The organism is Shewanella sp. NIFS-20-20 (genome assembly GCF_019209865.1).
Taxonomy (GTDB): Bacteria; Pseudomonadota; Gammaproteobacteria; order Enterobacterales; family Shewanellaceae; genus Shewanella.
Window position 1 is genome coordinate 1 of the sequence record NZ_JAHUTT010000028.1, and the last position, 13,035, is coordinate 13,035.

Below are 13,035 nucleotides of genomic sequence, written 5' to 3' on the forward strand. Positions count from 1 at the left end.
AATTTGTCTGGAGACCATAGCACTGTGGCCCCACCTGATCCCATTCCGAACTCAGAAGTGAAACGCAGTCGCGCCGATGGTAGTGTGGGGCTTCCCCATGCGAGAGTAGGTCATTTCCAGGCGCCTAATAAGAGATAAGCCCGTTACTGATGTAACGGGCTTTTTTCGTTGGGCATTTTTTGATGTTAGATGGTGATAGCTAGGCGCAGCAGCGTGAATAGGGGGCTGTGACAACTGGGCTTTTACCTTGTTAGGCTGGTGAGCAGATTAAAAGGTCACCTTAAGTGATTTTTTTGGCACGCAGTGGGGTTATTTAATGTAAGCGATGGCTTCGACTTCCACCAATGCGTCTTTGGGTAATCGCGCCGCTTGAACGCAAGAGCGAGCTGGCGCCGCATCGTCACCAAATACTTGGGTGTAGACTTCGTTGAACGCGGCGAAATCAGCCATGTCCGCTAAGAAACAAGTGGTTTTTAACACGGTATCTAGCCCGGCACCGGCTTGCTCTAATACTGCCTTTAGGTTCTTGAGAGATTGCTGCGATTGTTCTTTGATCCCGCCGCTAACAAACTCCATGGTGGCTGGATCGAGGGGGATTTGCCCTGAGGTAAACACCAAATTCTGAAATGCAATTCCTTGTGAGTAAGGACCAATTGCTGCAGGTGCGCTGGCAGTATTAATAACAGTCTTCATTACGTTTCCTCATCGCTGATCATTTATGCTTGTGCCTACTATTGTAAGCACAATCGATTCACCCTTCGAGTGCTTGGTGTTACTCGTCACGGTACTCAGGGATTTGTTTGGGTTTACAGCCATTAATTGTTCGGTAAAAGTTTAGCAGCTCATTGATATCATGACGTTTATTTCCTGTCGGCATGAATGACGGTGCGATGATGATTTTTTTGAGCGAAAAATCCAAACCGACGGCGACAATAGGCACTTGGGCTTGTTGGGCTATATGGTAGAAGCCGGTTTTCCAACGCGTCACTGGGCTGCGGGTTCCCTCTGGCGCTAGTGCTAATTTATAGTGTGGCTGGGTGGCAAATAATAGTGCGGCGGAATCCACTAGGTTATTGTTTTTTCTTCTGTCGACTGGGCTGCCACCTATGGCTCGAAAAAACCAGCCCCAAGGTGGGATAAATAGTTGATGTTTACCAAGAAAATGAATTTGAGTTTTAAGGGCGCCTCTGGCGATAACGCCAATAATAAAGTCCCAATTACTGGTGTGGGGGCCGACAATCATGATGTACTGGTTTATCTGAGGTGGTGAGCCTTCAAAGCGCCATCCAGAAATTTTCATTAGCCAATGACATAATCGATTAAACATAGTAACTCGCTATTATTAAAGCACAATAAATTGTACAAACCCTTTTCTTCTATTGATGTATAGTACAAGTTATTGAGTAAATGGAGAAATTCAATGATATCCAAATGGCTATTGCTGATATTAATTGCCTGCTCGTGGCCGCTGCATGCGGTGCCTAGTGATAATATTCGCGCGGTGTTGCAAGCCCAGCAACAGGCTTGGAATGAAGGGGATCTCGATACCTATATGCAGGGGTACTGGAATGATCCTCAGATGCGTTTTGTGTCCAATGGTAAGTTTCGTTATGGCTGGCAAGAAACGTTAGCTGCTTATAAAAAACACTACCCTGATGCAGAGTCTCTTGGGGTGCTGCTATTTACCATCAAAGACATCAAGATGCTTAGTAATTATTCGGCCTTAGTGGTCGGGCGTTGGCAGTTGACCCGGGTCAAGGATATGCCTGGTGGAGTCTTCACTTTGCTGATGGAGAAAATTGACGGTCGTTGGGTCATTACCCATGATCACACATCCAGTTAATTACTTCTGAGCCGATGGTTTTTCCTTTTTGATTAAAGCGGGTTTCGCTTAATTCAAGCTGACCTTGCTGATTTTTAATTAAGATACTGGCGCTGCGAGTGCCATAGTCAGGGCTGATGATGAATATGGCAGATAATAGTCTTTCCCATTCTCTGCCGATCCCGGTATTGGGAAGCAAATCATCACTGGGGCGACTCTGATCTTGTAGCAGGGGTAATAATTGCTGGCGATTGATCTGGCTACTGCTAGAGATCGCTTCCTCCAATGCTTTGCGGCCGGTGGCCATCTTCGGCCATTCGTCATCCATGGCACCATTGCTGATGGCGTGAAATCCCGAAGACAGCTTGTGGCTGCGCGCAGACATGCTATTGAAACAAAAATAATCTTGGCCTTGTTGGTAGATCAAGTTAAACGGATTGTATTTATCTGCATTCGTTAGCAGCCACTTGTGCATGGGCTCTGCCGATAACGCCTTAATGACTAAATCACCGCGAGACAGGCGATTGGCTTGATTGGCTTGTGGCGTTCTTAGATTGGTGAGTGCTGCAAACTGCCCCTGTTGATTGATCCCCAGCCAAGTGCCTCCGGCCTGTAAATCACGTCCAGCGATGATGCCACTCGGTTGCTGCCATTGATGTAAAGGTTGGGTCGCTCGATGATGAAATTCATCGCGGTTAGCACAAACGATTAAAGGGTAATCAGGATGGCTGTTAATGGCCAAAAATAATATACACATAAAGGCTGCTTAGTGGCTATGACTAAAACAGCCTGTCGGTATATGTCGTTAATGTCAATGATGGTGATGGCTATCGTGGTGATGACTAATTTTGACTTTATCCAGCATTAATCGCTTCATCACTCCTCGCGGGCCGACGCGCAATAAGCTACCAGCAAATAGCAGCGCCACCATCCCTAATGCGATGAGGTTGATACTCTCAGGTAAATGAATCCATGGCTGCCATTGAATATTGACGCTATGGGCTATCAGCAAAACTGAAGCTAAGCAGGCCACGAGGATAGCGCGCTGCAGCCAAGTTATGCTCATTAATTGCGCTCGGTTAACGATAGGGGCGGCAATCAGGGCAAATAACACCGCTAAATTGCTCCAGCCACTATTGGCCAGTGCCACCGCTAAAACCGCACCAGCAAGATTGCAAAAACGGCTAGGAATAAACACCATTGTCAGTAGCGCTAGCTGGAGCAATGGGTGATTGAGCGGTACCGATGGGTGGCCAATAAGATTCGCTAGGATCAGGCAGAAAATAATCCACGGGGCCGAGCGATCAACTAAATGGACAAAGCCAAACTGAATGGATTGTGCTGGTATATTTTTATGGGGCTGCACCGGCTGAATTTGCCAATAACTCAATAATGCCCCTAGGCCTAACAAGGCACCCGCTTGGATCAAGGTCATGGCGGGGCCGAGTAAGAACAACGTGATAATTAATGCTTCGGGGCCTGCGAGTCGTTGTAACCATAAGCTCGACAGTGTGCTGGTGTTAGGACGTATACCAAACACGAATCTGAGGCTGGCACAGGCATAAGCTAATAACAAAATCGGGGCGATGCTGGTGAGCCAATAAAACAATTGGTCTGTACTGTGATCATGATGATGATGACTGTGTGCACCGGAATCTAAGGTCAGCAACAGCACTAACAACCCCACCCCCAGCAGGCTACCAATGCCAGCTTGGTATTGGTATTTGCCCTTAGTGTCATGCTCTGATTGGCCGTGGGGTTGGTGTAACACCACATGTAAAATTGATCCGGTGACAAATGCTTGTAGATACACAGTGTTATCTAAGCTTAGGTGTTGCAGGAGTTGGCCGCCGGCAAAGTAACCCACGCCGGTAAGCACCATCATGGCTGCAATGACCACCGCCGCCCAGCGATTTCCTACCTGAGGTTTGAGTAACCACCAAATGGCCAGCCCAACGGGCAAGCGGTGCAGTACGACTCCCAGTGCCAATAAAGGGGAAGCATCTTGTTGCTGAGCGAGGACCATGGCGCCACCATCGGTAATGGTGTGCAGTAGCAGGCCGCCAATCCCTAACACTAAAGTGAGGTTATGAGTCATATTCGACCAGCGATGAAATACCTTTTCACTGGCGGTTGGCCCCCATAAACCCAACATGACAAACAGTAACGACAGGAGTCCGCCATGCTCTAATAATTCGGGCAAGATATGGATCAGTACCAAACCACCCAAAGAGACAAAAATGAATCCATCTAACCCTTTGTGCAGACCACTGCCAGAGGTGAAATATCGATAGAAAAGTGGTCCTAAGAGCAAGGCCAAACAACTCGCAACTAAATAAAGCATAATCTCAAAGGGGGTTGGCTGGAGAAGTTGGGCATTATAGCAGTTGTTGTCAATTTCAGCAGGGATAGTCAGCGCTAATTTTCGTGACGGGTTAATGTACCGAAAACTTGTGTATTTTTGAGCTGTTGGGGTAAAAGTATTGTCAGGATGTTATAGAATACCCCTTAACTCTTTCGTTGATGTGAATTTGCGTTATGGAAACTTGGTCGGCAGCAGTGATGTTGTTCTTAATTATGGATCCCTTGGGTAATTTACCCATTTTTGCTTCTATTTTACGGCATATCGAACCAAAGAAGCGGCGCAAGGTGCTAATCCGCGAGCTGTTGTTTGCCTTAGCGATCATGATGCTCTTTTTATTTGCCGGCCAATCCATTCTTAATTTTCTGAATTTACGCTCGGAATCGGTCAGCATTGCTGGCGGTATCATTCTGTTTTTAATTGCCATTAAAATGATTTTTCCGCAACCAGGGGGAGTGACTGGCTTGGCGGCGGGGGAAGAACCATTTATTGTGCCGATGGCAATCCCATTAATGGCGGGGCCGTCGATTTTAGCCGCCTTAATATTACTCGCGAACGCCGATCCCCTTCGCATGGTCGATTGGAGCATTGCGCTGGCCTCTGCTTGGGGCGCGAGCGCGGTCATTTTAATGTTCTACCAAGTGTTCACTCGAGTATTGGGCGAGAAGGGCCTCACTGCTGTTGAGCGATTAATGGGGATGGTGTTGGTGATGCTGTCGGTGCAAATGTTCCTTGATGGCGTCGGGACGTATCTGGCCAATAAGGGTTAACTCTTTCGCTGTGCCGCCGCTTCAATGATGGCTCTGGCTTTGGGCAAAAAGATTTCACTGACGATTAGCGTGTCATCGCCCAGATGAAAATAGCGACGACGCCCCCACAAGAGATCGTCGTTGGACATTGTCATTGCCATGGGCAGTCGAGCAAGTGCTTTCCTGCCATTGACGCTGGCAATTTCGATATTGCCGGCAATAAAGTCACCGGCGAATAATTGCTCTCCTAGCGGCCGATTGCCAAGGCTGGCTAGCTGGGCGCTCGGGTGATGCATTAGGGCGTCGGGAATGTGGGTGTGGGCAAACACCCACGGGATGCCATCTAGGCATAACAATACTTCGCGCACCCATAGGGCTGGTGATAATTGACTGTGGGTGATGAGCTTAACTTCAAAGTGCTGGCAACAATTTCTTAGCCTGGTGGTTAGGCTTCCTTTATCGGTGAGCCATTGATTCATGGCAACTGACGGTAAATTGTTGCATTTATCTGGCGAAAACCATTGAATTGATTCACCATTAGGGAAGCACTGGCTGGTCATGTACATTGAAAACTCATCACAATAACGACTGTCCCAAGCAGTCTACCATGACCTAAAAACCACTGATAGCAAAGCTTGTTAACATATATTAATTAAGGAAAAGATGGTTATCATGAAGATATTAATACCCCTGTTATGTTTGCTGACGAGCTTGATTGGCACCTCGGCGTTTGCTGCAGAAGAGCAAAATGACTTTAGTTATTATGGCTTTGAGCCAGAGATAGTCACCAATTACATTAGTAAGGGTAAGAAACTTGGTTTTGTCCGTATTAGTGTGGAACTGATGGTTAAGAACCCGGCCGATTTAGTGGCTGTGGAGCATCATGATCCATTATTGCGCAGCGCGATTGTTGAAATATTAGGTAATCAAACCGAAGAGAAAATTAAATCCCTCACTGGACGTGAAGAGATCCGACGCGAGTGTTACGATACGGTCAATCAGCTTTTGACCAAGGAAACGGGTCAGGCAGCGGTGGTCAATTTACTCTTTACCCGTTATTTATATGATTGACCTGAGTTGACCGGGATCAATCTTTGATTGGTCAATATGGCATTTAAGAAGACACATACCCCTGCGCGCTCTCTCGATAAACAGGGATTGCATCGCCGCAACATTCATAACCAAGGCTATGATTTCAGTCGATTAATTGAGGTCATGCCTGAATTATCTGGCTATACCCGGGATAATGGTTATGGCCGAGTTTCAATAGATTTTGCCGATCCAAAAGCCGTCAAATGCTTAAATCGTGCGATTTTACTGGCCGATTACCATGTGCTGGATTGGGATATTCCAGACGGGGCCTTGTGTCCGCCGATCCCCGGGCGCGTCGATTATATTCATTATTTGGCGGATTTATTGCAGGTGAATGGTAAACCGCTCACAGGATGCAATATTAAGGCACTCGATATCGGTACCGGTGCCAATGGGGTGTATCCGTTGTTGGGAAATAGTTGCTACGGCTGGCAGTTTGTCGCCACCGATATTGCCCAAGATTCCCTGGCCAATGTTGCACACATTATTGAGCGTAATCCGCCCATGTCACATGCGATCAGCCTGAGATTGCAACGCGATAAACAGGCGATATTTACAGGCATTATTCAAGCGGGCGAAATGTTTGAAGTCAGCATGTGCAATCCGCCATTTCACGAATCAAAGCAGGCGGCCGCTCAGGCAGCCAGTCGTAAAACGTCTAACTTAGGCCGAGCTAAAAAACAAAAGTCTGCCACTGCCCTGAATTTTGGCGGCCAAGATAATGAGTTATGGTGCCCAGGCGGTGAGTTGACGTTCCTCACAACCATGATTAAAGAAAGCCTGGCGTTCTCGCATCAATGTTTATGGTTTACCTCGTTGGTCTCTAAAGGTGATAACTTGGCACCCTGTCGTAAGTTATTGATGGAGCAGGGTGTTGCCGATATTCAAGTGATCCCTATGGAACAAGGGAATAAGCTCACTCGGGTGATTGCTTGGAGTTATTTGGCCGCTAACCATCGTCAAAAGTGGTTAAAGCTAAAACAACAACAGCCCAAGTTTGCCCATTCCCCCAGTTTAGGGATCTAACTGGCACTCCAAATTAAGCTGCCCGTGTTCGAGAGATCATAGCCACCTAACAATGCCGCCATTTGTCTGGACTCTGCACTGGTTAAGCGTTTGAACAAGTGCTGTAACTGACGCCTAAAGTAGATATTTTGTGGCATGACAAAATCAAACGATTCTTGCAACACGGGAATAAAGATTAAGCCGCTTTCATTGGCCACGGATTCACAACCAAAACCAATATCGGCGTCCCCCCGGGCGATGTAGCCTGCTAATTCTCGTTCACTGTAGGCGGTGATCACTTGATTTATATCAGAGACTTGCACCCCTTGTGCTAATAACCAATGCTCAAGGTGCTGTTGACTGCCGGCGCCACCTTGGCGACCAACCCAGCGTAATGAGTGTTTTACCAGTTGCTGTTGCTGTTGACTGATATGATGTAAGTCAGGGCGTAACAATAAACCTTGGCGCCGCTGATAACCATGCACCATGACCCATTGTTGGTGATTGGCATAGCCTTTGAGCAAGGCCGGATGGCGAATATTGCGCTCCTCCAAAGAACCCCAATGTAAGGTACAAACGTCGGCATAACCTTTGGACAGTAAATCTAAGCCTAAGCGCGAGCCGGTCGAGCTATAACTGATTAACTCGCGACTGCCGACGTCGGCCATCATCCGTGCGACTGTCATCGACAGTAATGGATCATCACTGCCAGTGATTAACATGCGATCGGTGAGCATGCCGTTATGACATGAGTCCATAATCCAGCGATCAATGAGAATTTTTGGGAATAACCATTTGCCGGTGATTTTAGTCGCTGGCAAAATACGGTCATTGGCCATTGAATAAACTTTCTTTTCATTTAAATCTAAGTATTCAGCAACTTGCTTTGCACTCATATAGACTAAATCACTGGCTTCCGTCATGATTTAGCTCCCTGTTGAGCGTCAAATTCAATATTGTCCGCACCGTTGTATACCAAGAAGTGGCGACCCTTAGCGCGAGCGATCATGGTAATACCTAACTTTTGCGCTAACTCCAAGCCCATTTGGGTCACACCGCTACGGGACAACAACACGGGAATGCCCATTTTCGCGACCTTAATCACCATCTCTGAGGTTAATCGGCCGGTGGTATAAAAGATTTTATTGGCGCCGATATCTTCAGATAACCACATATCACCAGCCAAGGTGTCGACCGCATTATGACGGCCAATGTCTTCGACAAATGCTTTAATGACATCATCTTCACACAAACCACAACCGTGAACGGCGCCGGCATTTTTGTAGGTTTCGTTATAGGCATTAATGTTATTGAGCAAGCCATACAGTGTGCTTTGTTTTAAGTGGGGTTGTGGTAAGACGATGTCGTCGACACCTTCCATAAAACCACCAAAAACCGTGCCTTGGCCGCAGCCTGTGGTGACGGTTTTTTCATTGAGCTTTTGTTCAATATCGGCCGTTTGCTCGTCGGTGATCACGGCGGCAGAGTTAGTGTCCCAATCCACTATTACAGATTTTAGTTGCGATAAATCAGAAACAAACCCTTGGTTTTTAAGATAACCAAGCACCAATGCTTCGGGTCGGGCGCCTAAAGTCATTAAGGTCACGATGGGGCGCCAGTTAAGATAAATGGTTAAAGGGCGCTCGCAGGCTACAAACTTTTCCAGTACTTCACCATGTTCATTGATGGCGGTTACCGGGATGGTCATGGCAACTTCTGCTTGGGTCTTAATAAACGCAATTTTTGATTGTTGTGTCATGTCGATTGTTTCTGATGAGGCTAAAGTCTGTAAGACGCTCTGCAAAGATCGTACCCAAAACCGTTATCCCGATATTTTGCGGACAAGATCGCACTTTCTTGGTGAACGATGGCGTTTATGTCCATACTCAGAAACGAGCTTGGACAATTTGTCCCAAGGTTAAGGGCGAATTAATGATCCAGTTCAAAAAACTCTCGAATAATATCTATGGCACTAAAATTGCTTGTTGTAGTTTATCGGTTGAGCGCGCACCATCCGCTTAGTAAACGACATTATTCCTCATGAATAGGATTAAGATTCGGAGTCACAATGCAACATTCTGAAAGTATTTGGCCTATGCACGTTTCTCTTAAACAGGTAGAGAAGCAGATGGGGCGCTGGAGCTCTGTCCAATGGGAATTAGATCAGGTGTTACCCGGCAATGATCCAACACCAGCAGGCTTTAAAACCATCGCCTTAGAGCTGTTTTTAGATGAGCGTGCCAGTTATCGCCTTAACCTTGATATGGCAAACCCAACGCTATTTATCGTCTGTGATGAATTACAAGATGGTACGTGGGTGCCTGCGGTAATCTCGGCGGATCAAAATGTCGCAGCCGGTTGCTTAGAGGGCGATACGCCAGTGCTCAGCATGCCGATGCCCGATGCCGTTGCGTGTTGGCTTGAGGCCTTTATTACTCGTCATGGCGAAGTCGAAATTAGTGCTCACAGACGTAAACATGTTAATCGCCGTAAAGAGTTGGCCCAACAAGGGAGAAGTCGATGACCGCGGAAAAAGGCTTACTAAGCCGCTGGCAGTTACGTCGTCAGCAAGTCGCGGCTGAAGCTGAAGCTGAGCAAGCTCAGTTCGCGCAGCAACAAGCGTCGTTGGAGGCCAAGCTCGAGCCGTCATCGTTAGACGATGGCGAGGTGGTCGGTGAGGCTGAGGTTGTCGAGTTACCCGATCCTGAAAAAATTGAAGTGGGTGGTAGCTTTGCTAGTTTTATGGCTGACAATGTCGACCCATTAGCAAAAAAAGCGGCGTTAAGAGCACTTTGGAAACAGCCTCACTTTAATGAAATTGACGGCTTGCTAGAATACGCGCTCGATTACAGCAACCAACCTAAATTGTCTGCTGAAGTATCCGAAGAGCTAGTCAATAAAGTCTTTAAGCGAGTCATCGAAAGAGAGCAGCAAGAGTTAGCCGAGCAACAGGCCCGTGAAGCGGCACAGCTGGCTGAGCATGATGACGTGCTAGAAGCATCAAGTGGCGTTGCCGAGGGGCAAGACACTCCCGCAGAGCAAGAGGAGCAAGCCTTGATGCTAAATGAAGGAAATATAGACAATTTGCCAGAGCCATCAACGACAAACGATCAGAATGTGGCAAACGAATCATTAGCACAAACTAAACCGGTTACTTTAGGTTAGTTTAGTGAATTATAAAGACCACCACTCTGGTATGGCTATTGCTGTGTATAGAACGACTTATATGGAAATTCAACAATATAAAACGGACTACAGCAAGGTTATAGACAGGGTTATGTTCAGGAATGCAATGTGAACAATAAACACAATCCCATGGAGTTAACTGCGATTCGTCAGCGCGTGATGGCGAATACTCAAATTTTACAAAATTTGATCCCTCCTACCGTGAGTTACATCACTCAGGGCAACGTATTAATTATTGGCCCAGAAGATTTGGCTAGGCTGGCGGCTGAGCAATTGTCGCAGATGGCAAGCTTGGTTATTTTGGCTACCGATGCCATTACCAGTCAAGATGATGAACACCTTGAAAAAGTCATGAACTCTGCCGTTAATGTTGAATGTTTTTATAACAAAATTATCGACATAAAAGGGTTTCTCGGACAGTTTCAGGTGGCAGTGGAGCAAGGTGAGACCTCTGCACCATTGAGTGTGGTCGCGATTCGTAAACCGCACTTTGATATGATTTTAGATCTCAGCCAATCTCCTTGTTTGAATTTAGAGATGCTGCCTCCTGGCTATTTCTACGTAGGTTATGATCAAGCGCAACTCGCGCTGGCGCTGGCTGAAATACCTGAGTTAGTCGGTGAATTCGATAAGCCTAGATACGTCAAAGTGAATGCCGATGTTTGTGCTCATAATCGCAACGGCATCAATGGTTGTAACTTGTGTTTAAACTTCTGCCCAGCCGATGCGATTAGCAGCCAAGACCACAAGATTGAAATCGACCCTTACCTTTGTCATGGTGCAGGCAGTTGCACCAATGCTTGCCCAACCGGCGCGATTAGTTATGACTTGCCGAATCCGCAGTCGTTATTAACTTATCTGCAAAAATTGATCGGTCGCTTTAGTGACGAAGCCAATATCGCCCCAGTGGTGATGTTCCATGACAATAAGTCAGAAGACAGTCAACTGCTGCAACAATTAGCGGGAGATGTACTGCCTATCGCTTTAGAGGAAATCACCGTTGCGGCCATCGATCATTGGTTTGCGGCGTTAGCGTTTGGTGCTCGCCAAGTACTGATTATGCAAACCGATACTACCGCCCCCACTCTGACGCAAATGCTGAGCGGTGAGCTCGCGCTCGCGAATCGGATGTTGACCGAAATGGGTCAACCCGAGCGTATTAGCTTAATTAATGCGAAAGAGCTGGATGCTCTCGATGCCTTATTGGCCGTCAGTAATGACTGGCCCGTGATCGCACCAACCCAAATAGCCGTTGGCACTAAACGTAGTGTGCTGTTTAGCGCGATTGATCATCTCAATAGCCAAGCTGGGGCGATTAGCACCATAGTGCCGATGGCCAATGTGCCTTATGGCCGCGTTAATGTGAATTTAGACACTTGTACCTTGTGCGTATCGTGTGTGGCGATTTGTCCCACTCAAGCGCTGCGAGATGGCGGTGACTTACCTGCATTACGCTTTACGGAGCAAGAGTGTGTTCAATGTGGCTTATGTGAAGCAGCTTGCCCTGAAAATGCCATCAGCTTAACGTCGCAAGTTAACTTTGACCGTAACAGCCGCCAAGCGTTAACCACGATTAAAGAAGAAGCGCCATTTGAGTGTATTCGTTGTGGCAGTGCGTTTGCGACTCAGTCGATGGTGCATAAAATGCTCGACATGGTTGGGGCGCATAGTGCGTTTAGCGCTAATATTGAACGCTTAAAAATGTGCGGTGATTGCCGTGTGAAAGATATGTTTGAAGACATTCTTCAAGATCCAGAAAAGCAACTGAGATAAGAGTGCAGATATGACCGAATTAGTGAGAGAAGTAAGTGAAAACGATCAGTTGCGAGCCGATATTTATCAGTTGCTTGCGGCCCTTATTCGCCGCCAACCTAGCCAAGAACTATTAGACTTTTTGGCCCAGCTCGATGTTGAGGCTGACGAAGATAATGACATGACCCGAGCGTGGTTGGCCGTGAAGTTAGCCGCAGCCCAATTCAATGCTGAGCAGTTAGAAGACGAATATTTTGCCGTCTTCTTGGGCGTAGGTCGTGGTGAAGTCTTGCCTTATGGCAGTTGGTTTATGACCGGCTCACTCATGGATAAGCCTTTAGCATTATTGCGAAATGACTTAAAGCAACTAGGCTTTGAGCGTGAAGATGATGTCAAAGAGCCAGAAGATCACGTGGCAGCCCTGTGCGAAGTGATGGCAACCTTAATTCTGGAAATGCCAAGCTATCGACAATTGGCTTTTTATCAGCGCCACTTAGGTAGTTGGATTGCCCGTTTTTGTGACACCTTAGCCGCCGCTCCAAGCGCCGCGTTTTATGCCACGGTCGCCCAATTGGCGAAGGCATTTTTCGTGTTAGAAGCCGCGGAGTTTGAGCAGTTAAGTTTAGATATCCCAGTGAACTGTCCTGGTAATTCCGATATGGAAGAAGCTAAAGAAGAAGAGATTAAAGTGAATTAAGGGTCACTCGCCCTTATCGGGACTGTCTGCCGCCCAAGCGGTAATAGGAAAGTAGACAGTGAATAACGAAGGCAAGGATGCCTTCATAAATCGGGCATATGCCCTTGTATCAACAGGAGACACCATGAAGAAGCAAGCAGCAGCCATGAGTCGTCGTGAGGCCTTAAAAGCCTTAGCGATAGGCACAGTAGCGGGCACTGCCGTGACATTAACGTCAACGGCTGTAGCTGAATCTAGCGACGTCACCCCAGCAGTATCGAAAGGTGAAGGTTACCGAGAAACCCCCCATATCCGAGCTTATTATGCCAGTTTGCGTTAACGCTAACTCATGATCTAGTTTTGGATAGACGCTTAAGCGTCAACAACATAG

The 13,035-nt window shown here is 47.1% G+C and carries 16 protein-coding genes and 1 rRNA gene; 10 read left to right on the forward strand and 7 right to left on the reverse strand.

Annotated features, from left to right (window positions below; genetic code table 11):
- Nucleotides 1-6: 6 nt before the first annotated feature.
- Nucleotides 7-122, forward strand: a 5S ribosomal RNA gene (rrf, locus tag KU855_RS10335).
- Between the two features lie 187 nt (nt 123-309).
- Here rrf and KU855_RS10340 read toward each other — a convergent pair.
- Both KU855_RS10340 and KU855_RS10345 read right to left on the reverse strand, forming a co-directional pair.
- Nucleotides 310-693, reverse strand: a complete 384-nt coding sequence (locus KU855_RS10340) for a RidA family protein (RefSeq protein ID WP_218530207.1) — start codon at nt 691-693, stop codon at nt 310-312.
- A 79-nt stretch (nt 694-772) separates the two neighbouring features.
- Entirely contained in the window at nt 773-1,327 is a 555-nt protein-coding gene (locus KU855_RS10345; RefSeq protein WP_218530208.1) for a lysophospholipid acyltransferase family protein, read from the reverse strand.
- A gap of 93 nt (nt 1,328-1,420) precedes the next feature.
- Here KU855_RS10345 and KU855_RS10350 point away from each other — a divergent pair, with 93 nt between their 5' ends.
- The gene (locus tag KU855_RS10350; protein WP_218530209.1) at nt 1,421-1,843 is read left to right on the forward strand and encodes a DUF4440 domain-containing protein; all 423 of its coding nucleotides are present in this window, start codon (nt 1,421-1,423) and stop codon (nt 1,841-1,843) included.
- Here the strand turns inward: KU855_RS10350 and KU855_RS10355 are convergent.
- Together KU855_RS10355 and KU855_RS10360 are read right to left on the reverse strand one after the other, a co-directional pair.
- On the reverse strand, nt 1,818-2,579 hold the full coding sequence (locus KU855_RS10355; RefSeq protein ID WP_218530210.1) for an NRDE family protein: 762 nt from the start codon (nt 2,577-2,579) through the stop codon (nt 1,818-1,820). The genes KU855_RS10350 and KU855_RS10355 overlap by 26 nt on opposite strands.
- Before the next feature lie 54 nt (nt 2,580-2,633).
- Nucleotides 2,634-4,166, reverse strand: coding sequence for a metal transporter (locus tag KU855_RS10360; protein WP_218530211.1), 1,533 nt, complete (start codon nt 4,164-4,166; stop codon nt 2,634-2,636).
- A 194-nt stretch (nt 4,167-4,360) separates the two neighbouring features.
- On the opposite strand from KU855_RS10360, the gene KU855_RS10365 reads away from it, so the two are divergent.
- Nucleotides 4,361-4,954 carry a YhgN family NAAT transporter gene (locus tag KU855_RS10365; protein ID WP_218530212.1) on the forward strand — a complete coding sequence of 198 codons (594 nt, stop codon included), beginning with the start codon at nt 4,361-4,363 and terminating at the stop codon, nt 4,952-4,954.
- On the opposite strand, the gene KU855_RS10370 is transcribed toward KU855_RS10365, so the two are convergent.
- Nucleotides 4,951-5,499: a chorismate lyase gene (locus KU855_RS10370; RefSeq protein ID WP_218530213.1), complete on the reverse strand. Its 549-nt coding sequence runs from the start codon at nt 5,497-5,499 to the stop codon at nt 4,951-4,953. The genes KU855_RS10365 and KU855_RS10370 overlap by 4 nt on opposite strands.
- Before the next feature lie 106 nt (nt 5,500-5,605).
- Here KU855_RS10370 and KU855_RS10375 point away from each other — a divergent pair, with 106 nt between their 5' ends.
- Together KU855_RS10375 and rlmF are read left to right on the forward strand one after the other, a co-directional pair.
- On the forward strand, nt 5,606-6,004 hold the full coding sequence (locus KU855_RS10375; RefSeq protein WP_218530214.1) for a flagellar basal body-associated protein FliL: 399 nt from the start codon (nt 5,606-5,608) through the stop codon (nt 6,002-6,004).
- Nucleotides 6,005-6,040: 36 nt separating this feature from the next.
- Nucleotides 6,041-7,051: a 23S rRNA (adenine(1618)-N(6))-methyltransferase RlmF gene (gene rlmF / locus KU855_RS10380; protein ID WP_218530215.1), complete on the forward strand. Its 1,011-nt coding sequence runs from the start codon at nt 6,041-6,043 to the stop codon at nt 7,049-7,051.
- Here rlmF and KU855_RS10385 read toward each other — a convergent pair.
- Together KU855_RS10385 and KU855_RS10390 are read right to left on the reverse strand one after the other, a co-directional pair.
- Nucleotides 7,048-7,953, reverse strand: coding sequence for a helix-turn-helix transcriptional regulator (locus tag KU855_RS10385; protein ID WP_218530216.1), 906 nt, complete (start codon nt 7,951-7,953; stop codon nt 7,048-7,050). The genes rlmF and KU855_RS10385 overlap by 4 nt on opposite strands.
- Nucleotides 7,950-8,789 (reverse strand): formate dehydrogenase accessory sulfurtransferase FdhD, encoded by an 840-nt coding sequence (locus KU855_RS10390; RefSeq protein ID WP_218530217.1) that lies wholly within the window; start codon nt 8,787-8,789, stop codon nt 7,950-7,952. Before KU855_RS10390 ends, KU855_RS10385 begins: the two co-directional genes overlap by 4 nt.
- A gap of 309 nt (nt 8,790-9,098) precedes the next feature.
- Here KU855_RS10390 and KU855_RS10395 point away from each other — a divergent pair, with 309 nt between their 5' ends.
- From KU855_RS10395 to KU855_RS10415, 5 genes are all read left to right on the forward strand, one after another.
- The gene (locus KU855_RS10395) at nt 9,099-9,554 is read left to right on the forward strand and encodes a DUF3305 domain-containing protein (RefSeq protein ID WP_218530218.1); all 456 of its coding nucleotides are present in this window, start codon (nt 9,099-9,101) and stop codon (nt 9,552-9,554) included.
- Complete coding sequence (locus KU855_RS10400; RefSeq protein WP_218530219.1) at nt 9,551-10,195, forward strand: DUF3306 domain-containing protein; 645 nt, start codon at nt 9,551-9,553, stop codon at nt 10,193-10,195. The genes KU855_RS10395 and KU855_RS10400 overlap by 4 nt, the downstream gene beginning before the upstream one ends.
- A 150-nt stretch (nt 10,196-10,345) precedes the next feature.
- Nucleotides 10,346-11,989: a 4Fe-4S binding protein gene (locus tag KU855_RS10405; RefSeq protein WP_218530248.1), complete on the forward strand. Its 1,644-nt coding sequence runs from the start codon at nt 10,346-10,348 to the stop codon at nt 11,987-11,989.
- A 10-nt stretch (nt 11,990-11,999) separates the two neighbouring features.
- The gene (locus tag KU855_RS10410) at nt 12,000-12,665 is read left to right on the forward strand and encodes a molecular chaperone (protein ID WP_218530220.1); all 666 of its coding nucleotides are present in this window, start codon (nt 12,000-12,002) and stop codon (nt 12,663-12,665) included.
- A 124-nt stretch (nt 12,666-12,789) separates the two neighbouring features.
- Nucleotides 12,790-12,984, forward strand: coding sequence for a twin-arginine translocation signal domain-containing protein (locus KU855_RS10415; protein WP_218530221.1), 195 nt, complete (start codon nt 12,790-12,792; stop codon nt 12,982-12,984).
- The last annotated feature ends 51 nt before the right edge of the window (nt 12,985-13,035 follow it).

What these genes read in the sequence shown, in the direction of transcription:
- KU855_RS10365 (WP_218530212.1), top strand. Translation starts at nt 4,361, where the DNA reads ATGGAAACTTGGTCGGCAGCAGTGATGTTGTTCTTAATTATGGATCCC.
- KU855_RS10345 (WP_218530208.1), bottom strand. Translation starts at nt 1,327, where the DNA reads ATGTTTAATCGATTATGTCATTGGCTAATGAAAATTTCTGGATGGCGC.
- KU855_RS10370 (WP_218530213.1), bottom strand. Translation starts at nt 5,499, where the DNA reads ATGTACATGACCAGCCAGTGCTTCCCTAATGGTGAATCAATTCAATGG.
- KU855_RS10415 (WP_218530221.1), top strand. Translation starts at nt 12,790, where the DNA reads ATGAAGAAGCAAGCAGCAGCCATGAGTCGTCGTGAGGCCTTAAAAGCC.
- KU855_RS10395 (WP_218530218.1), top strand. Translation starts at nt 9,099, where the DNA reads ATGCAACATTCTGAAAGTATTTGGCCTATGCACGTTTCTCTTAAACAG.
- KU855_RS10385 (WP_218530216.1), bottom strand. Translation starts at nt 7,953, where the DNA reads ATGACGGAAGCCAGTGATTTAGTCTATATGAGTGCAAAGCAAGTTGCT.
- KU855_RS10355 (WP_218530210.1), bottom strand. Translation starts at nt 2,579, where the DNA reads ATGTGTATATTATTTTTGGCCATTAACAGCCATCCTGATTACCCTTTA.
- KU855_RS10405 (WP_218530248.1), top strand. Translation starts at nt 10,346, where the DNA reads ATGGAGTTAACTGCGATTCGTCAGCGCGTGATGGCGAATACTCAAATT.
- KU855_RS10340 (WP_218530207.1), bottom strand. Translation starts at nt 693, where the DNA reads ATGAAGACTGTTATTAATACTGCCAGCGCACCTGCAGCAATTGGTCCT.
- KU855_RS10360 (WP_218530211.1), bottom strand. Translation starts at nt 4,166, where the DNA reads ATGCTTTATTTAGTTGCGAGTTGTTTGGCCTTGCTCTTAGGACCACTT.
- KU855_RS10410 (WP_218530220.1), top strand. Translation starts at nt 12,000, where the DNA reads ATGACCGAATTAGTGAGAGAAGTAAGTGAAAACGATCAGTTGCGAGCC.
- KU855_RS10400 (WP_218530219.1), top strand. Translation starts at nt 9,551, where the DNA reads ATGACCGCGGAAAAAGGCTTACTAAGCCGCTGGCAGTTACGTCGTCAG.
- KU855_RS10375 (WP_218530214.1), top strand. Translation starts at nt 5,606, where the DNA reads ATGAAGATATTAATACCCCTGTTATGTTTGCTGACGAGCTTGATTGGC.
- rlmF (WP_218530215.1), top strand. Translation starts at nt 6,041, where the DNA reads ATGGCATTTAAGAAGACACATACCCCTGCGCGCTCTCTCGATAAACAG.
- KU855_RS10390 (WP_218530217.1), bottom strand. Translation starts at nt 8,789, where the DNA reads ATGACACAACAATCAAAAATTGCGTTTATTAAGACCCAAGCAGAAGTT.
- KU855_RS10350 (WP_218530209.1), top strand. Translation starts at nt 1,421, where the DNA reads ATGATATCCAAATGGCTATTGCTGATATTAATTGCCTGCTCGTGGCCG.